The organism is Saccharopolyspora sp. 6V, from assembly GCF_020176785.1.
Lineage (GTDB): Bacteria > Actinomycetota > Actinomycetes > Mycobacteriales > Pseudonocardiaceae > Saccharopolyspora_C > Saccharopolyspora_C gregorii.
This window is the reverse complement of record NZ_JAIUKB010000094.1, coordinates 1-18,368: the sequence shown is the minus strand read 5'-3', so window position 1 is coordinate 18,368 and position 18,368 is coordinate 1. Positions and strand designations below refer to the sequence as shown.

The 18,368-nt window shown below is 73.9% G+C and carries 18 protein-coding genes and 1 tRNA gene; 5 read left to right on the top strand and 14 right to left on the bottom strand.

Translation table 11 applies throughout. The features are described 5' to 3' along the window. Positions 1-15 precede the first annotated feature (15 nt). The 3 genes from mftC to mftA all read right to left on the bottom strand — a co-directional run bounded on the left by mftC (position 16) and on the right by mftA (position 1,795). Positions 16-1,218 (bottom strand): mycofactocin radical SAM maturase, encoded by a 1,203-nt coding sequence (mftC, locus tag LCD35_RS18850; RefSeq protein ID WP_225044571.1) that lies wholly within the window; start codon positions 1,216-1,218, stop codon positions 16-18. Between the two features lie 22 nt (positions 1,219-1,240). Continuing rightward, positions 1,241-1,480 carry a mycofactocin biosynthesis chaperone MftB gene (mftB, locus tag LCD35_RS18845; RefSeq protein WP_224966059.1) on the bottom strand — a complete coding sequence of 80 codons (240 nt, stop codon included), beginning with the start codon at positions 1,478-1,480 and terminating at the stop codon, positions 1,241-1,243. 207 nt (positions 1,481-1,687) lie between these two features. After that, entirely contained in the window at positions 1,688-1,795 is a 108-nt protein-coding gene (mftA, locus tag LCD35_RS18840; RefSeq protein WP_224955563.1) for a mycofactocin precursor MftA, read from the bottom strand. A gap of 81 nt (positions 1,796-1,876) precedes the next feature. Between mftA and mftR the strand changes: the two genes are divergently transcribed. After that, positions 1,877-2,488: a mycofactocin system transcriptional regulator gene (gene mftR, locus LCD35_RS18835; RefSeq protein WP_225044570.1), complete on the top strand. Its 612-nt coding sequence runs from the start codon at positions 1,877-1,879 to the stop codon at positions 2,486-2,488. Between the two features lie 45 nt (positions 2,489-2,533). On the opposite strand, the gene LCD35_RS18830 is transcribed toward mftR, so the two are convergent. Continuing rightward, the gene (locus LCD35_RS18830; protein WP_225044569.1) at positions 2,534-3,439 is read right to left on the bottom strand and encodes a pseudouridine synthase; all 906 of its coding nucleotides are present in this window, start codon (positions 3,437-3,439) and stop codon (positions 2,534-2,536) included. Positions 3,440-3,554: 115 nt separating this feature from the next. Here LCD35_RS18830 and LCD35_RS30765 point away from each other — a divergent pair, with 115 nt between their 5' ends. The 3 genes from LCD35_RS30765 (at position 3,555) to LCD35_RS18820 (ending at position 5,001) form a co-directional block, all read left to right on the top strand. Next, the gene (locus LCD35_RS30765; protein WP_374108108.1) at positions 3,555-3,644 is read left to right on the top strand and encodes a putative leader peptide; all 90 of its coding nucleotides are present in this window, start codon (positions 3,555-3,557) and stop codon (positions 3,642-3,644) included. Between the two features lie 83 nt (positions 3,645-3,727). Beyond that, a tRNA-Cys gene (locus LCD35_RS18825) sits at positions 3,728-3,801 on the top strand. A gap of 63 nt (positions 3,802-3,864) precedes the next feature. Further along, positions 3,865-5,001, top strand: a complete 1,137-nt coding sequence (locus LCD35_RS18820) for an MsnO8 family LLM class oxidoreductase (RefSeq protein ID WP_224955566.1) — start codon at positions 3,865-3,867, stop codon at positions 4,999-5,001. A gap of 24 nt (positions 5,002-5,025) precedes the next feature. On the opposite strand, the gene LCD35_RS18815 is transcribed toward LCD35_RS18820, so the two are convergent. Genes LCD35_RS18815 through LCD35_RS18800 form a run of 4 tightly spaced genes read right to left on the bottom strand, consistent with a single transcriptional unit; the run spans position 5,026 to position 10,445 of the window. Beyond that, complete coding sequence (locus LCD35_RS18815; RefSeq protein ID WP_224966061.1) at positions 5,026-5,973, bottom strand: iron-siderophore ABC transporter substrate-binding protein; 948 nt, start codon at positions 5,971-5,973, stop codon at positions 5,026-5,028. Continuing rightward, positions 5,970-6,986: an acyl-CoA dehydrogenase family protein gene (locus tag LCD35_RS18810; RefSeq protein WP_225044568.1), complete on the bottom strand. Its 1,017-nt coding sequence runs from the start codon at positions 6,984-6,986 to the stop codon at positions 5,970-5,972. The genes LCD35_RS18815 and LCD35_RS18810 overlap by 4 nt, the downstream gene beginning before the upstream one ends. 40 nt (positions 6,987-7,026) lie before the next feature. Further along, positions 7,027-8,478: an ABC transporter substrate-binding protein gene (locus tag LCD35_RS18805; RefSeq protein WP_224955569.1), complete on the bottom strand. Its 1,452-nt coding sequence runs from the start codon at positions 8,476-8,478 to the stop codon at positions 7,027-7,029. A 26-nt stretch (positions 8,479-8,504) separates the two neighbouring features. Then, positions 8,505-10,445: an ATP-binding protein gene (locus LCD35_RS18800; RefSeq protein WP_224955570.1), complete on the bottom strand. Its 1,941-nt coding sequence runs from the start codon at positions 10,443-10,445 to the stop codon at positions 8,505-8,507. 466 nt (positions 10,446-10,911) lie between these two features. Between LCD35_RS18800 and LCD35_RS18795 the strand changes: the two genes are divergently transcribed. Beyond that, a complete protein-coding gene (locus LCD35_RS18795) occupies positions 10,912-11,802 on the top strand; it encodes a CoA ester lyase (protein WP_225044567.1) in 891 nt (296 codons plus the stop codon). A gap of 149 nt (positions 11,803-11,951) precedes the next feature. On the opposite strand, the gene LCD35_RS18790 is transcribed toward LCD35_RS18795, so the two are convergent. From LCD35_RS18790 to LCD35_RS18765, 6 genes are read right to left on the bottom strand one after another with little or no spacing between them, the layout of a single operon-like run. Then, on the bottom strand, positions 11,952-12,809 hold the full coding sequence (locus LCD35_RS18790; protein ID WP_224955572.1) for a phosphogluconate dehydrogenase C-terminal domain-containing protein: 858 nt from the start codon (positions 12,807-12,809) through the stop codon (positions 11,952-11,954). Further along, positions 12,806-13,603 (bottom strand): sugar phosphate isomerase/epimerase, encoded by a 798-nt coding sequence (locus tag LCD35_RS18785; protein ID WP_224955573.1) that lies wholly within the window; start codon positions 13,601-13,603, stop codon positions 12,806-12,808. The genes LCD35_RS18790 and LCD35_RS18785 overlap by 4 nt, the downstream gene beginning before the upstream one ends. After that, positions 13,600-14,373 carry a triose-phosphate isomerase family protein gene (locus tag LCD35_RS18780; protein ID WP_225044566.1) on the bottom strand — a complete coding sequence of 258 codons (774 nt, stop codon included), beginning with the start codon at positions 14,371-14,373 and terminating at the stop codon, positions 13,600-13,602. The genes LCD35_RS18785 and LCD35_RS18780 overlap by 4 nt, the downstream gene beginning before the upstream one ends. Continuing rightward, complete coding sequence (locus LCD35_RS18775; protein ID WP_224977608.1) at positions 14,370-14,840, bottom strand: ribose-5-phosphate isomerase; 471 nt, start codon at positions 14,838-14,840, stop codon at positions 14,370-14,372. The genes LCD35_RS18780 and LCD35_RS18775 overlap by 4 nt, the downstream gene beginning before the upstream one ends. A 36-nt stretch (positions 14,841-14,876) precedes the next feature. Continuing rightward, a complete protein-coding gene (locus LCD35_RS18770; RefSeq protein WP_225044565.1) occupies positions 14,877-16,616 on the bottom strand; it encodes a dihydroxyacetone kinase family protein in 1,740 nt (579 codons plus the stop codon). Positions 16,617-16,647: 31 nt separating this feature from the next. Next, complete coding sequence (locus LCD35_RS18765; RefSeq protein ID WP_224955577.1) at positions 16,648-17,994, bottom strand: MFS transporter; 1,347 nt, start codon at positions 17,992-17,994, stop codon at positions 16,648-16,650. Positions 17,995-18,368: the final 374 nt, after the last annotated feature.

Below are 18,368 nucleotides of genomic sequence, written 5' to 3'. Positions count from 1 at the left end.
GCCGGGCCGCTCGGGTCAGGGGCGGAAACCGGCGAGGGGACTGGTGTCGCAGGCCCGGTCCGGCACCGGCTGCTCGTCCGGCGGGCCCCAGCCGATGCCGACCGCGACCGGTTCCGGCCGCCGCCGGGGCGCGGTGCGGTGCGAGTGGTCCTTGTCCGGTTTCGGCACCGCGGCCCCGACCCCGGCCAGCGCGCGTTCCCCGTTGCCCAGCACGCATTCCGGGTCCGGCCCGTCCAGCGGCAGGCCGGTGAAGAACTTCGCCGCCATGCACCCGCCCTGGCACGCGTCGTAGGCGGTGCAGGACGTGCACGCGCCGCCGGCCTGCGGCGCGCGCAACCGCTCGAACAGCTCGGATTCCCGCCACACCGCGCCGAATCCGCCGTCGTCGCGCACGTTGCCCGCGAGGAATTCGGAGTGGATCGCGAACGGGCAGGCGTAGACGTCGCCGATCGGGTCGATCAGGCACACCACGCGTCCGGCGCCGCACAGGTTCAGCCCCGGCAGCGGCGTGGAGCCGAGCGCGTTGAGGTGGAAGAACGAATCCCCGGTGAGCACGCCCTCGCCGTGCGCGACGAGCCAGTCGTAGATCTCCCGCTGCTGCCCGGCGGTCGGGTGCAGCTCGTCCCACACGTCGGCGCCGCGCCCGGACGGCCGCAGCCGGGTGAGGCGCAGCTGCGCGCCGTGCTCGTCCGCGATCTCCTGGAACCGGTCCAGCTGGTCGACGTTCTCCCTGGTCAGCACGACGCTGATCTTGAAGTCGCGGAACCCGGCATCGCGCAGGTTGCGCATCGCCGCCATCGCCGTGTCGTAGGAGCCCGTCCCGCGCACCCGGTCGTTGACCTCCGCGGTCGCCCCGTCGAGGGACAGCTGCACGTCCACGTAGTCGGTGCCCGCCAGCCACCGCGCCCGCTCCGGCGTCAACCGCACCCCGTTCGTGGAGAACTTGACCCCCACCTGGTGGTCCACGGCGTACTCGACGAGTTCCCAGAAGTCGGCGCGCACGGTCGGCTCGCCGCCGCCGATGTTCACGTAGAACACCTGCATCCGCTGCAGCTCGTCGAGGACGGCCTTGCACTCCGCGGTGGACAGCTCGCGCGGGTCGCGCCGCCCGGACGCGGACAGGCAGTGCACGCAGGACAGGTTGCACGCGTAGGTGAGTTCCCAGGTGAGGCAGATGGGGGAGTCCAGGCCGTGCTGGAAGTGCTCGACAAGCCGCATGTGCGCCTCCTCGCGGGGCGGTTCAGTCGCGGGGCCGGATGGTGCCCGCCTCGCGCAGTCCGGCGAGGGCGGTCAGGTAGCGCGGGTGCTGCTCGGCGGGCACACCGGCGGCGGTGAGCGCGGCGTGCACGTCCGGCTGGTGCTCCAGTTCGCGGACCACGGCGACGAGTTCCGGCGTCTTCAGGAACGACAGCCGCCGCGTGGTGAAGTCGTAGACGAGCGCCCCGAAGCGCTCCGGGCGCAGCGAGACGGCCGGGCTCAGCCGGTGCGGGGGGGCGGGGGGGGACCCCCCCCCCCCCCCCCGGGGGGGGGGGGGGGCCGGACGGCCCCGAGGGCCCCAACCCGCCCCGGCCGGGGGGCGCCCCCCCCCCCGCCCCGGGGCGCCCGGGGGCCGCGCGGGGGGGGGGGGCGCGGCGGGGGGGGGGGGCGGGGGGCCCCCCCCCCCCCCCCCCCCCCCCCCCCGCCCGGTTCAGTAGACGCCGCACATGCCATCGATCGACACTTCCTCGACGAGCAGGTCGTCCTCCACCCCGTCGGCCGGGGCGGTGCCGGTCGCGTCGTGCTGGGATTCGCTCATGGGATGCTTCCTCCCGATCACTCACTGCGATGTGGTGGCCGCCACACGATATGGGCACCCGGTGTCACAATGGAAGAGGCGATGACCGGACCGACCCGCGACCACACTTCCGGACCAACGACGGGGCCCGGCCGGCGGCGCACGACCAGCCCCGCCGAACTCGAACGCGTCGCCTTCGCGCTGTTCGACTCGGACGGCTTCGACCGCACCACCGTGGAGCACATCGCGCGGGCCGCCGGCATCGGTCGGCGCACGTTCTTCCGCTACTTCGACTCGAAGAACGACGTGGTGTGGGGCGCGTTCACCGAACGGCTCGACGTGATGCGGGAGCGGTTCCGCGCCCGGCCCGCGGACGAGCCGCTGCTGGCGGCGATCCGCGCGGTCGTCGTCGAGTTCAACCGGGTCGATCCGGCCGAGACGGCGCGGCACCGCCGCCGCCTCGAACTGATCCTGCGGGTGCCCGCGCTGCAGGCGCACTCGACGTTGCGCTACGCCGACTGGCGCGCCGTCGTCGCCGAGTTCGCCGCCGACCGCCTCGGCGAACCGGTCACCGCGCTGCGCCCGCAGGCCATCGCGCACTCCACCCTCGGCGCGGCCCTCGCGGCCTACGAGCACTGGCTCTCGACGCCGGGGATCGACCTGTGCGCGGTCCTGGACGACGCCCTCCGCGACCTGTCCCGCGGCTTCACCTGACCGCGCCGCGCCCGGCTTCGGGGCGAGCGCCGCCGCGTGGTCGGGTCAGGGGAGTTCCAGCGCGCGGCGGCTGGTGAAGCGGCGCGGGGCCCCGGTGATCGGGTCGTCGAAGGCGAGCTCCTTGGCCAGCAGCCGCAGCGGATCGGTGAAGTCTTCCGCGGCCCGCTCCCGGACCTCCGGGTACAGCTCGTCGCCGAGGATCGGCACGCCCAGCGACGCCAGGTGCACCCGCAGCTGGTGGGTGCGGCCGGTGGCGGGCAGCAGCCGGTAGCGGGCGAGCCCGCCCCGGTGCTCCTCGAGTTCCACCCGCGTCTCCGCGTTCACCGGGCCCGGCACCTCGCGGGCCTGGAGCACGCCGCGCTCCTTCTCGATCCTGCTGCGCACCACGCGCGGCAGCTCCAGGGCCGGGTCGTGCGGCGCGATCGCCTCGTACTCCTTGCGCACCGCGCGGTCCTGGAACAGCAGCTGGTACTCGCGCCGCGCGGCCCGGTGCACGGCGAACAGCACCAGGCCCGCCGTCAGCCGGTCGAGCCGGTGCACCGGGCTCAGCTCCGGCAGCTCCAGCGCGCGGCGCAACCGCACCAGCGCCGTCTCGGCGACGTGCCCGCCGCGCGGCGTGGTGGCCAGGAAGTGCGGTTTGTCCGCCACCAGCAGGTGCTCGTCGCGGTGCAGCACCGCCACCTCGAACGGCACCGGCACCTCGGCCGGGAGTTCCCGCTGCACCCACAGGAAGGCATCGGGCGCGAACGGCGTGGTGGCGTCCACGAACCGGCCGTGCCGATCGGCGACGCGCTGCTCGCGCAGCATCCGGTCCACCTCGCCGGCCGGGATCGGCAACCGCTCGACCAGGTGGTCGCGCATCGTCGCCCACGTCCCCGAACCGGGGGTGCGCAGCCGCGCGGCGTCGAGGCCGTCGCGCTGCGGCAGGGGGGATCGGAGCTTGCGTCGCATCACCGGCCAGCGTACGGCGCGGCCCGTGCGCTGCGGTTCCGGCCGAGATCGTCCAGCCAGTGGGACGCCACCGGGCTCCGTTGACGCCCGGCGGGTGCGGCGCAAGAATCGTGGCGTGGACATCGAGGCGCGGTTCTTCTTCGCTCGCCTGCACGTCGACCTCCGGCGGCACGCGAGCTCGATCTGTGCGCCCGCGCTGCCCTGAGCAGCGACCTCCCGGACCCGACTCGGGTCCGATGTGGACGATTCTGGTCCCCGATCCCCGGCTGCGGCCGCTGATCGGGTCGTGGCGGAGTGACCGAGAGGCCAGGTAAGGGCCTGCAAAGCCCTGCACGCGGGTTCGAATCCCGCCTCCGCCTCCACGATCCACTGTGGACAGCCCGCCTCCCCCGAACCCGAGGGGAGGCGGTGCGTTGGAGGAAGCGATGACCGCGGTACCGCTCTCGATCCTCGACCTCGCACCGATCCCCACCGGCGGCACGGCGGGCGGTGCGCTGCGCGACACCGTCGAACTCGCCCGGAACGCCGAGCAGTGGGGCTACCGGCGGTTCTGGCTCGCCGAGCACCACCTGGTGCCCGGCGTCGCCTCGTCCTCCCCCGCGGTGCTCATCGCCGCGGTGGCCGCCGCGACCCGGCACATCCGCGTCGGATCCGGGGCGGTGCTGCTCGGCCAGCACAGCCCGCTGCAGGTCGCCGAGGACTTCGGCACCCTCGCCCAGCTGCACCCGGACCGCATCGACCTCGGGCTCGGCCGCTCCGGCCTCGCCAAGTACGTCGAATTCGCCAAGGCCGCCACCGGCGACAGCGCACCGGTCACCGCGCCCGAACCCGCCTACGTGGACGGACTTCCGGTGCCGCGCACCGCTCGCGGCGGCAGCCTGTCGAAGGCCCGCGTGGAACAGCTCGAAGGGCACGCCCTGCTGCTCGGCGACACCGGGCGCTCCGACTACGCGGATCAGGTGCGGGAAGTGCTGGCCTTCCTCGACGGCACCTTCCGCGACGGCGGTGGGCGCGAAGCGCACGCGATCACCGCCGAGCACGCGGCGCTGCAGGTGTGGGTGCTCGGCGCCAGCGCGGGCCCCAGCTCCCGCGCGGCGGGCGAGCTCGGCCTGCCGTTCGTGTCGAACTACCACGTCACCCCGAGCACCGTGCTCGACTCCGCCGCGTCCTACCGCGACTCGTTCGCGCCCTCCCCGCGGCTGGACCGGCCACACCTCGTCGTGTCCGCCGACGTGCTCGTCGCCGAGGACGACGCCACCGCCCGCGAACTCGCCACGCCCTTCGCCGGGTGGGTGCACGACATCCGCCACGGCGACGGCGCCCAGCCGTACCCGAGCCCGGACGAAGCGCGCCGCCGCCACTGGACCGAGGCCGAACGCGCCCGGGTCGCCGACCGGGTGCAGACCCGCATCGTCGGCTCCCCGGAGACCGTCGTGGAACGGCTGGAGGTGCTGCGGCGGGTCACCGGGGCCGACGAACTGCTCATCACCACCATCACCCACGACCCGAAGGACCGGCTGCGCTCCTACGAACTGCTCGCCGGGGCCTGGTCCCGCTCCTGACGCGCACGACGCCCCGGGCGGGGCTCAGCGGCGGTGCCGGGCCGCGTCCGCGATCCGGGGGAGCAGGTGGTCGACGAGGTACGGCAGCGAGAGCACACCGGGCTGGCGCAGCAGCGGCCAGTCCGCCTGCGTCAGCGGCAGGTAGCCGCCGTCCCGCACCGCGTCCAGCGACTCGAACACCGGCAGCGACTCGATCTGCGGCCGCACCGCCGGGTTCGGGTACGCGGTGATGAGCACGTCGGTGTCGATCCGCGCCAGGTTCTCCGCGCTGACCTGGGCGTTGAACGCTGCACCGGGCAGGTTCGCCGCCGCGGGGGACAGCGCCATGCCGAACTCGGTCAAGGTGCGCACCGTGACGTCCTGCGCGGAGCGGATCACCCCGAGGCCGCCGGGGCTGTGCCCGAGGGTGACCGCGACCTCGGCGCCCGCCAGCTGCGGGTGCGCGGCGGCGGCCTCGCGGACGCGCCGCTCGGTGTCGGCGACGAGCCGGTCCGCCTCCGCGGGCCTGCCGAGCGCGCGCCCCACCTGGCGGGTGGTGGTCTGCCACGGTTCCTCGTCCGGTGCGGTCTCGAACGCGGTGGTCGGGGCGAGCCGGGACAGCGCCGCGTACTCCCCGTCGATGTAGTAGTCGCTGCCCGCGAGGATCAGGTCCGGGTGCAGCTGGGCGATCGCCTCGGTGGAGTAGCCCTGGTCGGTGGGCCGCAGCGTCACCGGTTCCCAGCCCGGCCGCCGCTGCCACGGCTGGACCTCCGCGCTCAGCGGCAACCCGATGCCGACCGGTTCGACGCCGAGGGCGAGCGCGGCGTCCACGTCGGCGGGCCCCAGCGCGACGACCCGCGCCGGGTGCGCGGGCGCCGTCGTGGTGCCGAGCGCGTGCCGCACCTCGGTCCCGGTGCGCTCCGGGGCCTGCGGGGCGGGCGAACACCCGGCGAGGAGGCCGAGCAGCAGGGCGGCGGCCGCGATCCGCTTCACCGCGCGCCTCCCGCCAGCAGCGCGAGGATGCCGTCCTTGATGGGTGGCCGGGACGCGGCGACGAGGGTGAACGTCGCCTCCCGCACCAGCCGCTGCCCGTGCTCGCCCAGCAGCAGCGCGGAACTGCCTGCCGCGGTCACCAGCGCTCCGGCGGCGCGCAGCGCCAGCTCGGCGGCGGCCGCCCGGGCCGGTGCGATGTCGGCGCCGGTGGCGAACGCCTCGTCCAGCCCGTCCCGCACCGCGTCCCGGTCCGCTTCGAGCCGTTCGGCGACCTCGGGCCGCCCGGTGTCGGCGATGAGCCGGGCGCAGCGCCCCGCGATCCCCAGCGGCATCGCCCCGTTGAGCCGGGCCGCCCCGGCCTGCGCGGCGAGCACCGCCGAGTGCGGGACGACGCCCAGCACCCGCTCGGCCGGGACGAAGTGGTCGTCGAACCACAACCGCACCGTCGCGGTGGCCTGCGCCGCGACCAGCCGGAGCGGTTCGACGCGGATCCCGGGCGCCGGGCGCGCGTCGAGGAAGGCGTTCACGACCGAGTCGCCGTCCCGCGCCGACACCTGCAGCACGTCCACGATCCCCCAGCCGCTGACGAACGGTGCTTCGCCGGTGAACCGGTAGCCGCCGTCCACCGGCACCGCGTGCAGCCGCGGCGGCTGCGGGATGGCCCCGGCGAACGACACGCCACCGCGCAGCTTCCCGCGCACCGCGTCGTCCAGGTGGCGGTCGCGCAGTTCGGTCCGTTCGGTGCTCAGCAGCCCGCGCACCACGCCGTGGTGCTGCGCCCAGACGAACGCGGTGCTCAGGCAGCCGCCGGACAGCGCCTCCACGATCCGGCCGGCCTCGTCGAGCGGGAGCTCCGGGCCGCCGTGCTCGTGGGGCGCGACCGCGCCGTAGAAACCGTGCTCGGCCAGCAGATCGAAGTGGGAGCGCGGCACCGCGCCCGCGGCGTCGACCTCGGCCGCCGCCGGGAACAGCACCTCGTCGGCCAGGGTCCGCGCGAGTTCGAAGGAGACCACTGGGTGAGGCTAGCCTAAGATCCACGGGCGGGTGAAGGTGTCACCCCGCGTCGCCGCCGGGCACCACGACCTCCACCTGCCCGTCCCCGGAACGGCGCAGCACCGGGATGCTCCCGCTGACCCGGTCGCCGCTGTCGGAGTCGAACGTGAACCGCCCGCTCGCCCCGGCGACGCTGTTCGTCTCGTGGTTGAGCAGCCGCAGGTGGGCCAGCACCCCGTTGGTGGTGGGCACACCAGGGTGGCGGCCCACCGCGTGCTGCGCGGCGGTGACGGCGGCGAGCGTCGCGTCGTGCCCCAGCACGCTCCAGTTCGACACCGGCGCGTCCGCGTCGAACAGCCGGTGCAGCGCACCGGTGAAGGCCGTGTACAGCGGGCGGTCCTGGTTCCTCGCATCCGCCAGGGCCGCCGGATCGGCCACCGAGGCGTAGAGCACCGAGACCGGGGCGGTGCCCGGGTCGGCGCTCAGGTGGAGGTCGGTGGATTCGGAGCCGGTGATGATGGTGATGTGGCGGTGGGGGTCGCAGCCGCGCCTGCGGACCTTCTCGACGAAGTCGGGCAGCAGGTTGCTGCGTCCCGCGTACAGCACCACGTTCACCTCCGACGTGCAGATCCGGTCGGCGATGTACTCGAACTGGGTGCCGAGCCCGAACGCGTCCGGTCCACCCGTGTAGGAGCCGGTGGTCCGGCCGCTGCGCTGCCACGCCGCGCCGAACTTCTCCTGGAAGTTCTCCCGCAGGTCCGCGGTGTAGATGTCGTCGCCGTTGCCGTCGCGGACCAGCAGGGCCGTCGGCTGCGGTCCGACCAGCTCGTCCAAGTGCTCCGCGATGGTGCCGAGCTCCTGCTCGATGCTCGGCGACACCCGGTGCAGGCCCGCGATCGCAGGCCCGTGCTCGCCGGGGAGGCTGTTGAACCGGTCGGCGCTGAGGTAGCCGACCATGGGGATGCCCGCCGCGGCGAGCTCGCGCGCGCCGAGCGCGGTTTCGGGGGAGCTGAGCCCGAGACCGGTGACGGCCACCAGGTTCTCCGGCTCCACCATGTCGACCAGCCGCTCCGTGACCTCCTTCCAGGCGTGCTCGTAGCGGCCCTCGTTCGCCAGCGCCAGCCGGACCTTCAGGCCGCGCCGGTCCTGGTTGGCGTTGACCTGCGCCACGTGCGCGCCTTGCAGGTAGGAGCGGATCTGCGAGATGGAGAGGCTGTCGTCCTCCCCGGCGGTCATCGGCATCAGCACGGCGACGGTGACGACGAAGTCGTCGTCGGCGACCCGGTCGTTCTCGGCCGCGATCCGCCGTTCCACGTCCTCCAGCTCGGGCGAGAACACCTCGGAACCGTCGGTGACGCCGACGCACTCGCCCCGCACGTGCGACATCCCGCTGTCGCACGGGGCGACGGCCCAGACGACGGTGACGACGCCGAGCACCAGGACGAGCGCGCTGCCCGCCGCCAGTGCGATGCGCAGACCCCATCGGGGGCGCGGGGGCTGTTCGAAGCTCACGCTGATCCTCTCCTCGTGGCCGCGGTTCAGTCGGTCAGTTCGGACCACCTGCGGTACTTCTCCGATTCGGCGCGCAGCGTGGCCAGGCCGCTGCCGGAGTGCGGTGCGATCTCGTCGTAGCAGGCGGCGATCTCCAGGTAGAGCGCGTGCCGCCTGCTGTCGCCGAGCGGATCGGCGGCGATCCACCGCGCCGCGACCAGCCGAGCGACCGCGGCCTGCGGCGCGGCACCGGGATGGGTCCAGTCGGCCAGCGAACGCACCTGGTCGAGCTGCGGGTCGGCGTGGTCGAGGCGGTTGGGCGCGGCGGTGGCCGCGGCGAGCAGATCCAGCCAGGTCGGCAGGTCGCTGTAGGCCAGCAGCGTGTTGAGCCGCCGCGCCACGGACTCCACTTCGCCGACCGCGAGCGAGTGGTACAGCTCGCCGACCTCGTCGCCCTGGTCGGCGAGCGTCTCGCGGAACCAGGTGTGCACCGCCGTCCAGTTCGCGGGTTCCTGCTCGGGCCGGGCGGCGAGCTCCCGCAGCAGCACCCGGCGCAGCACCGGCGGCAGCACGTGGTGCCCGTCGTCGGCGGGAACCCACAGCTCCGGGGCGAACACGGCCCGCGCGCCGTGGGAGGCGGCGAGGCCGCTGTGCGCGACGAGCCGCTCCGCCTCGACCTGGTGGCGCGCGGCCGCGCAGGTCACCAGGTCGTGCAGCGCCTCCTCGGCGAGCCCGGCGCGGAACGGCTCCGCGAGCCCGAACGAGCCGCCCGGCCCGAGCAGGGGCGCGTCGCCGAGCAGCGGTCCCAGGTCCACCGGATCGCCCGGCCGGACCCGGATCTCCTCCAGCAGCCTGCGGGTCGCACCGGGATGCCCGCCGGTGAGGCGGAGGATCGCGGCGCCGACCCGGTTCTTCCGGTTCCCGGCGTACCGGCCGAGCTCGTCGACCATGTTGCCGATCTCGTCCCGGGTGAGGTCGCGCAACCGCACCGGGTACCACGGTTTCCCGCCGTGCTCGGTGAAATCGGCGTAGTACGGCTCGGGCCCGGACGCCTCGATCCGCTCGATGTCGCGCAGCGGCGACGCTTCGCCGGTGGCGATGACGGCGCCGGAGCGCTTCCCCCGGCTGGTGGCCACCACGGTCAGCGGGTCGCAGCCGCCGGGCAGGTGCGCGGCGTACTGCCTGCGGGCCCGCACGAGCGCGTCGAGGAGGGGCTTCGCGGCGGGGGAGTCGACGTCGTCGAGCAGCAGCGCGCAGTTGAGCCCGCGCCGCGCGCGCCGCGTCCCGCGGTCGAACTCCTCGCGCAGGTCGGCGAGCAGCGCCGCCCACAGCAGTTCTCCGGTGTCGCGGGCGTCGTCCTGGTTCTGCGGGGTGCGGGCGCGCCGGTTGAGCTCGACGAGCACGTCCAGCGGGTCCCGGCCGAGGTCGCGGTCCTGGTGCCCGAACCAGTCGGCGGCGAGCACCGCCCGGTGCCCGTGCCGCCAGGACACCAGCCCGCGCAGCACCCCGTCGGCGAGCCGCCGCCCGACGTGCTCGGCGTGCGGCAGGAGGCCGCCGAGCAGTGCGCGCAGCCGGTCGGCGCGGCGGTGCTCCAGGAGCGCGCGTTCGGCTTCGAGGCGGGCGATGCCGGGGTCGACGTCGAGCTGCTGGGCGGCGACCACCTGCCCGGCGACGAACCGGGGGAACGCGATCGGGTCGGGTGCGTGCCGGTCGAGCTCGACGGCGATGTGCGCGAGGGAGAGCCGGGCGGGGTCGAGCACTTCGCAGTCCAGTCGGGCGTACGGGCCCTGCCCGTGCAGGCGGTCGGCGAGCGCGTCGAGGAACGCGGTCTTGCCGCTGCCGCGCGGACCGGTGAACAGCAGCACGGGTTGCGGCCTGCTGGCGTGTCCCGGCCGGTCGGCGAACTCCCGGACCAGGCGCATCGCGGGTTCGCGGCCGAACAGGTGTCTCCCGTCGCCCGTGCCGGTCGCGGTTGCGCGCAGTGCCACGAGAAGCCCCCCGACTTCATTCAGTTGAACCGACTGCTTCCCCCGGTCAGCCACTCAGCGTAGTCACAAGCGATCACACCGTCAATGAAGGCCGGTCGCGGTGCGGTAGCGGGGTTCCGGCGGCGCGGCACTTCCGAGACCGTCCACTGTGGTCTCGACGGATCGGGGCGGTTCGCGGCTGGTACGCCTTTCGGGCGTCCTCCCGGCGGTGCTCCGGTGCCGCCGCGCTCGCGCCGTCCGCGATCACCGGGCCGCACCACGGGAACGCGGAAACGCCGTCGCAGCACGAGATCCGCCGCTCCGGTCGCGGCGGAACCCGTGCCCGGAACGCCGGAACCGTTGCGCCGCAGCGGAACCACCGCACGTCCCCGGAGCGGATGAATCGCGCAGCCCCGCCCCGCCGTCGAATGGCCGTCGATCCACCTGGCTCGTACCGTCGGAACCGGTCGATCTGGGGGGAACGGACATGGTTGACGGAGACGTGGAGACGGCGGTGCGCGCCGCCCGCAGCTGGTTGTACGCACCCAGCACCCGACCGGAGCAGTTCGACTCGGCGGAGCGCGACGGCGCCGACGCGGTGATCCTCGACCTGGAGGATTCCGTGCGGCCGCAGGACAAATCCGCGGCCCGCGCCCTCGTCATCGAGCACCTGGCGGCGGCGCCGCCCGGCGAACTGGTGACCGCGGTGCGGATCAACGCCGCCTCGACGGCGGTCGGCCTCGCCGACCTGACCGCGCTGCTCTCCGCGGACGTCGCGCCGGACGTGCTGGTGCTGCCGCGGACCGAATCCGCGGGCGCGCTCGGCGTCATCGAGAACCTGCTGTTCGAGGCGGGCAGCCGCACCATGCTGGTGCCGCTGATCGAAACCGCCCGCGGGCTGCGCAACCTGCCGCGGATCCTCGCCTCGCAGACCCGCGTGGTCGGCGTGCTCGTCGGTGCGGCGGACGTGGTCGCCGACCTCGGCACGCCGGGGGACCCGGAGGCCATGCGCTCCGTGCGCGATTCCGCGGTACTTGCCGCGACGTCCGCCGACGTCGTCGTCATCGACTCGCCGCACTTCGGCGGCGGGGACCCGGACGCGCTGGCGGCCGAGACGCTGCGCGCCGCCCGCGCCGGGTTCACCTCGAAGGCCGCGGTCACCGCGGAGCAGATCGCCACGATCAACGACGCGTTCGCGCCGACCGAGCAGGAGCTGTCCTGGGCACACGCGGTCCTCAAGGCCAGCGCGGCGCGCGCCGGTGCGGCGGGCGGCACCCCGGTGGACGAGGCCGACGCCGCCCGCGCCCGCCGCTACCTGCAGCGCGCCCGCCCCACCGGAGCGCCGGCCCCGGCCCCCGCGGCGGCCCGGGCGATCTGACAACGGCCTCGGCGATCTGACAACGGCCCGGCGATCGGACAACGGCCCGGAAGCACGAACGCACCGCCCCGGAGGAGGGCGGTGCGTTCGTCGTCCCCGCGCCGACCGGCAGGTGGCGCCCGAGCGGCCGGGCGGGGTGGCCGGGCGGATCAGCGCTCGATGCGGTCCAGCTTCAGCATCCGGGTGATCACGGCGTCCAGCTGCTCGTCGTCGAAGATCTTCTTCCAGTCGTCCTTGATGATCGACTCGCGGCCGTAGTCCATCGCGATCAGGCACGCGTCCGAGAACGGGTTGTCGCCCTTGAGGGTGTTCGCCAGCGCCACCTGGGTGTGGCCGAGCAGCATCGCGCGCGCCGCCGCCTCCGGGACGCCCACGGTGTGCACCGTCTCGTGCAGCGCCTCCTTGAGCAGATCGCCCACCATGCAGGCCACCGTCTCCACCAGCGTCGGCTCCAGGTAGGCCAGCTGCTTCACCGTCACCCAGTGTACGTCCACCACCGGCGCGTACATCGCGCGGATCACCGACTCGGCGACGGCGCGGCGCTCCTCGTCACCGGACTCGATGGCGGCCACGACCTCCTGCGGCGCGGCGATGCCGCCGAAGGTGTCGGCCAGCTCCTCCGGGGTGCGGCGCTGCAGGAACACCGACGGGTGGCAGGGGTGCGCGACCACGTACTCCAGGTCCTCGCGCTTGGCCAGCAGGTTCGCGTACGCCGCGGCCGGGTCGAGGGTGACCACGACGGAACCGGCGCGCAGCTGCGGCACGACCTCCTCGGACACCTTGCCCAGCACGATGTCCGGGACGGCGAGGATGACCACGTCGGCGTCGGCGATCGCGGCCGAGGTCTCGGTGACCGCGCGACCGGCCTCGGTGACGCGCTCCTGCCCGGCGGGGGAGTTCTCGCTGTAGAACACGGTGTGCTCGGTGCGCTGCAGGTTGTTCGACACCCGCATGCCCATCTTGCCGCCCGCGCCGATGACCGCGATCGTCAGCTTCGCATCCGTCATGTCCGCTCACTCCTCAGGTAGTCCAGGTTGTGCGCGGTCCACTCCCGTTCGACCGCGCAGGTCGTCGCCGCATCGCCCTGCCAGGGCAGCCAGTGCTCGACGACCTCGTTGATGCCGCGTTCGGCGGCGCGCACCGCGCGCACCTCGTGCGCCCGGTCCAGCTGTCCGGTGCCCAGCCGGGCGCCGGTCAGCGCGAACCCCACCCACCCGGCGGAGCGGGTGAAGGCGAAGTCCTTGACGTGCACGTTCTTCACGTGCGGGGCGGTCAGCTCGATCACGTCGCCGGGCAGTTCCAGCGCGGCCACCACGTTCGCCGGGTCCAGGCAGATGCCCAGGTGCTCGTCGCCGACGCGGTCCACCAGGTCGACGAGCACGCGGGTGGGGACCTGCTCGTAGGTCTCCAGCGCGATCGTCACGCCCGCCGCCGCGTACTCCGGCACGACCTCCCGCAGGTAGGCCTCGGCCTCGTCGGGGGTCGGCCTGCTGTCGGCGGAGTAGAGCATCGACCGCACCAGCGAGGCGTCCAGCCGCCCGGCCAGCTCCAGGTAGCGGCGCAGGTGCTCCGGTCGCAGCCCGCGGGTGCCCAGTTCGAGGCGCACCCCCAGTCGACGCGCCTCGTCCCGCGCCTCGTCCAGCTCGGCGTCGGTCATCGACTCCAGCGGCGGGTAGTCGCAGATCTGGAACAGCTCCGCGCCCTGCGCCGCGGTGTCCGCGAGCATCCCGGTCAGCGACAGCGGTTCCGGAACCTGGTCGGACCACTGCCAGAAGTAGGCGTAGGTGCTCAGCCCGATCATGCCGACACCCCGTCCAGCGCGACGACCTCGTCCAGGATCCGCTCCAGTGCCGCCGGGTCGTGCGCGAACCGGCCGAGGAACAGCCCGTCCGCCGCGTCGCCGAGCGTGCTGAGCAGCCCCGGCCCGGCGCTGCCGCCGTAGATGACGCGGCTGCCCGCCAGCACCGGTTCGGCGTCCAGCGCGTTGCGCAGTTTGCCGCACACCGCGCCGATGAACTCGGGTTCGGCGGGTTCGGCGGCGCCGATCGCCCACTGCGGTTCGTAGGCGATGACGACCGCCCCGGCGCGGTCCGCTGCGCGGGCCGCGTCGAGCGCCGAATCCAGCTGCTCCAGGCAGGTGCGCACCGCGTCGGTGGTGCTGCCCGCCCGCTCCTCGCCGAGGCACAGCACCGGGGTCAGCCCGTTGCGCAGCGCCGCCGCCGTCTTCGCCGCGACCACCCGGTCGTCCTCGCCGAACAGCCTGCGCCGCTCGGCGTGCCCGACCTCGACGTGGCGGCAACCCAGTTCGCGCAGCTCCGCGCCGCTGACCTCGCCGGTGTAGGCGCCGTGGTCCTCCCAGAACAGGTCCTGCGCGCCGACCTCGACCGGGGTGTCCCGGAACAGGTCCAGCGCGGGGGGCAGACCGGGGAACGAGGGCAGCACGAACAGCTTCGCGCCGCCGCCGCGCACCGCGGGATGGCGGCGGGCGATCTCGGCGACGTCCGCGCACCAGTCGAGCGTGCGCTGGTGCCCGAAGTACATCTTCAGGCTGACGCCGATGGTCCGGGTCACCGCTCGGACCTGCTCTCGTAGTCGCTGATCAGGCAGACCTTCTGCGCTGACGCCGATGCCGGGTCGAAGCGGTGGGTGAGCCATTCGGCGGCGAGCTTGCGGGCCAGTTCGATGCCGACGACGCGCTGGCCGAAGGTGAGCACCTGCGCGTCGTTGCTCTTGATCGCGCGCTCCACGGAGAAGGTGTCGTGCGCGGTGACGGCGCGGATCCCCTCGACCTTGTTCGCGGCGATCGCCACGCCCAGCCCGGTGCCGCACACCAGCAGCGCCCGGTCGGCCTCCCCGGCCGCGACGAGCTCGGCGGCGGCGATGGCGACGGTGGGGTAGGGGGTGTGGCCGTCCGCGTCCACGCCGACGTCGCGCACGGACTCGACGAGGTCGCTGTTGTCCAGGTCCCGCTTCAGGACCTCCTTGTAGTCGAACCCGGCGTCGTCCGAGCCGACCACGATGCGCAGCTTGTCGCTCACGCGATTTCTCCTCTCACCGCAACGGGTTTCGGGTTGTCACCTGGCGAGCACGGCGTGCACCGCGCGGGTGATCAGCGACAGCGAGACGGCCCCCGCGTCCGGGGTGCCGAGGCTCTTCTCCGCCAGCGGGCGGGCGCGGCCGCGCAGCGGGCGCAGCGAGGCGGTGGCCTCCGCGGCCTTCGCGGCGGTGGTGGCGGCGGCGTCCCACGCGGTGGCGAGGCCGGATCCGGCGGTGAGCGCGGATTCCAGCTCGTCGGCGAAGGGCACCAGCACGTCGACCATGGTCTTGTCGCCGAGCTCGGCCTTGCCGAGCCGCACCACCGCGTCGGCGGCGGCGCGCACGGCGGCGCCGGTGGTGCGCGGACCGGGAGCGGTCTCGTCGCCGAACTCGGCGCCGATCGCCCGCAGCGCCACGCCCCACAACGCACCCGAGGTGCCGCCGGCCCGGTCGGCCCAGGCGTCGGCGGCGCGGTTGAGGGTGCTGCCCGCGCCCGCACCGCGTTCGACGGCCTCGCGGGCGGCGGCCACGGCCGCGTCCGCGCCGCGCTGCATGCCGATGCCGTGGTCGCCGTCGCCCGCGACGGCGTCGATCCGGCCCAGCTCCGCCACATTGTCGTCCACAGTGGACTTCACGGCTTCGAGCGCGGCCAGCGCGCAGCGCGCCGACTCCCGCGATTCGCCGGTGGCGGGCGGGATCACGTCCAGCGCCACGAAGTCCTCGCCCGCCTCGACGTCCGCGGCGGCGACCGCCGGGGTCTTGCGGTAGGCGGCCGCCGGGGTCTTGCGGTAGGCGGCCGAATCGGCGGGGGCGCGCCAGAACCGCTCCAGCTCCTCGTCCAGCCAGCACAGCGTGAGGGAGGCGCCCGCCATGTCGAAGCTGGTCACCAGCTCGCCGACCTCGGGTTCGACGACCTCCACCCCGGCTTCGGCGAGCAGCGCGGCGACCCGGCGGTACACCACGAACAGCTCCTCGTACTTCACCGAACCGAGCCCGTTGAGCAGCACCACGACCCGCGATCCGGCGACCTCGACGCCGTCGGGCACCTCGGCGAGCAGGGTGCGCACGAACAGCTCGGCGAGCTCGTCGGCGCTCGGCACGTCCTGCTCGGCGATGCCCGGTTCGCCGTGGATCCCCAGCCCCACGGCCATCTTCCCGTCCGGCACGGTGAACAGCGGCTCGTCCGCGCCGGGCAGGGTGCAGCCGCCGAAGGCGACGCCGAAGGAGCGGGTGCGGTCGTTGGCGTGCGCGGCGACCCGCGCCACCTCGTCGAGGTCGTAGCCGGCCGCGGCGGCCGCCGCCGCGGCCTTGAACACCACCAGGTCGCCTGCGACGCCGCGCCGCTTGTCCCGCTCGTCGGCCGGGGCGCTGGAGACGTCGTCGGTGACGACCACGGTGCGGCAGTCGATGCCGTCACCGCGCAGCCGCTGCTCGGCGAGGCCGAAGTGCAGCACGTCCCCGGCGTAGTTCCCGTAGCACAGCAGCACTCCGCCGCCGTTGTGCGCCGAGGTCGCCACCGAGCGCACCTGCTGCGCGGACGGCGAGGCGAACAGGTTCCCCATCGCAGCCCCGTGCGCGAGGCCGTCGCCGACCAGGCCGCTGAACGCGGGGTAGTGCCCGGAGCCGCCGCCGATGACGACGGCCACCTCGCCGCTGCGGGCTCGGTCGCGGCGGACCACTCCGCCGGGCACCCGGCGCACCCGGTGCGCCTGGGCGGCGGCGAAACCTTCCAGCATCTCCTCGGCGAACGAGCCGGGGTCGTTGAACAGGCGGGCCATGAGCTCTCCTACGGGAACGGGGGGACGGTGGTCACTCGGCGGCGGGCACGCGGCGGTCGGCCCGCTCGGTGCGCGTGAGCAGCACCATCAGCACGGCGGACAGCAGCAGGAACGCGCCGACGACGAACATCGGCACCACGTAGGAGCCGGTCCAGTCGAACAGCGCGCCGGTCACGTACGGCGCGAGGAACCCGGCCAGGTTGCCCAGCGTGTTGATCAGCGCGATGCCCGCGGCGGCGGCCACGCCGGTGAGGAACTTCGTGGGCAGCGTCCAGAAGTTCGGCAGCGCCGCGAAGATCGCGCAGGCGGTGACGGTGATGATCGCGATGGTCAGCACGGGGGAGCCGGCGAACAGCGCCAGCGGCACGCTGACCGCGCCCACGACGGCGGGCACGGTGATGTGCCAGGACCGCAGCCCGCGCCGGGTGGCGTCCCGAGACCACAGGTACAGCACGATCGCCGCGGGCAGGTACGGGACCGCGGTGATGAGGCCCTTCTCGAACACGCCGAACGTGGTGCCGAACCGCTGCTCGAAGTCGCCGATGATCGCGGGGAGGAAGAACGCGAGCGTGTAGAGCCCGTAGATGAACCCGAAGTACAGCATCGCCAGCGTCCACACCCGGCCGTTGCCGAACACCGAGCGGAGGCCGTGGTGCCCGGATTCGGCGGCCGTGTGCTCCTTCTCGGCGGCGAGTTCGCCGGTCAGCCAGTCCTTCTCGGCCGCGGTCAGCCACTTCGCTTCGCGCGGGTCGTCGGCGAGGTAGAACCAGGCGACGACGCCGAGCACGATGGCGGGGATCGCGACGCCGAAGAACATGAAGCGCCAGCCCTCCAGCCCGAACACCCCGTGCTGCTGGATGAGCCAGCCGGCCAGCGGGGCACCGATGACGGTGGTCAGCGGCTGCGCGAGGTAGAACAGCGCGAGGATCTTGCCGCGGTGCCGGGCGGGCACCCACAGGCTCAGGAACAGCACGGCACCGGGGAAGAACCCGGCTTCGGCGACGCCGAGCAGGAAGCGCAGCACGGCGAGCTGGGTGAAGTCCTGCACCCAGGTGAACAGCAGCGCCACCACGCCCCAGCTGACCATGATCCGGGCGAGCCAGCGGCGGGCGCCGAACTTGTTCAGCGCGATGTTGCTGGGCACTTCCAGCAGCAGGTAGCCGACGAAGAACACGCCGGAGGCGAAGCCGAACTGGGCGGCGGACAGCGCCAGGTCGTCGCGCATCCCGTTCGGCGCGGCGAAGCTGATCGCCGTCCGGTCGAGGTAGTTGACGAAGAACATCAAGGCCACGAACGGCACGAGGCGGACGGCGACCTTGCGAATGGCCGACTTCTCCACCCCCGGACCGCGCTGCTGCGCGGCGGTCGAGGTGTCCACATTGACTCCTTTGAAGCGGGTGCGGGCGAGGACCGCGGCCGGAGCGGGCGGGTCCTGGTCCGGGCGTGGCGCGGCCGCGGCGTTCCGCGGCGGGGCTTCGCCGTTCGGCCTAGTATCGGAAGCAACCCCCAACCTGTCAACCGGTTGACCAATTGCAAGCCACTTGAACGAGAAAGAACCGATCCGAGCCTGACGCGGCAGGTCCTGCTGTTGTGTCAGCGGCGAAGCCGCTGAGCGGCGCCCCAGCATGCAGCCGGACCACCCGCGGGTTCTCAGCGGTCCCCTCGCGAGGACAGCGTTTTCTCATGTGGCGGAGCCACCTGTGAAAACGATCCCGCAGCGAGGGGGCCGCTGAGGTTCCGCCACCCCAGCGC

What these genes read in the sequence shown, in the direction of transcription:
- LCD35_RS18795 (WP_225044567.1), top strand. Translation starts at nt 10,912, where the DNA reads ATGGTTGACGGAGACGTGGAGACGGCGGTGCGCGCCGCCCGCAGCTGG.
- LCD35_RS18770 (WP_225044565.1), bottom strand. Translation starts at nt 16,616, where the DNA reads ATGGCCCGCCTGTTCAACGACCCCGGCTCGTTCGCCGAGGAGATGCTG.
- mftA (WP_224955563.1), bottom strand. Translation starts at nt 1,795, where the DNA reads ATGAGCGAATCCCAGCACGACGCGACCGGCACCGCCCCGGCCGACGGG.
- mftC (WP_225044571.1), bottom strand. Translation starts at nt 1,218, where the DNA reads ATGCGGCTTGTCGAGCACTTCCAGCACGGCCTGGACTCCCCCATCTGC.
- LCD35_RS18785 (WP_224955573.1), bottom strand. Translation starts at nt 13,603, where the DNA reads ATGATCGGGCTGAGCACCTACGCCTACTTCTGGCAGTGGTCCGACCAG.
- LCD35_RS18830 (WP_225044569.1), bottom strand. Translation starts at nt 3,439, where the DNA reads ATGCGACGCAAGCTCCGATCCCCCCTGCCGCAGCGCGACGGCCTCGAC.
- mftR (WP_225044570.1), top strand. Translation starts at nt 1,877, where the DNA reads ATGACCGGACCGACCCGCGACCACACTTCCGGACCAACGACGGGGCCC.
- LCD35_RS18790 (WP_224955572.1), bottom strand. Translation starts at nt 12,809, where the DNA reads ATGACGGATGCGAAGCTGACGATCGCGGTCATCGGCGCGGGCGGCAAG.
- LCD35_RS18820 (WP_224955566.1), top strand. Translation starts at nt 3,865, where the DNA reads ATGACCGCGGTACCGCTCTCGATCCTCGACCTCGCACCGATCCCCACC.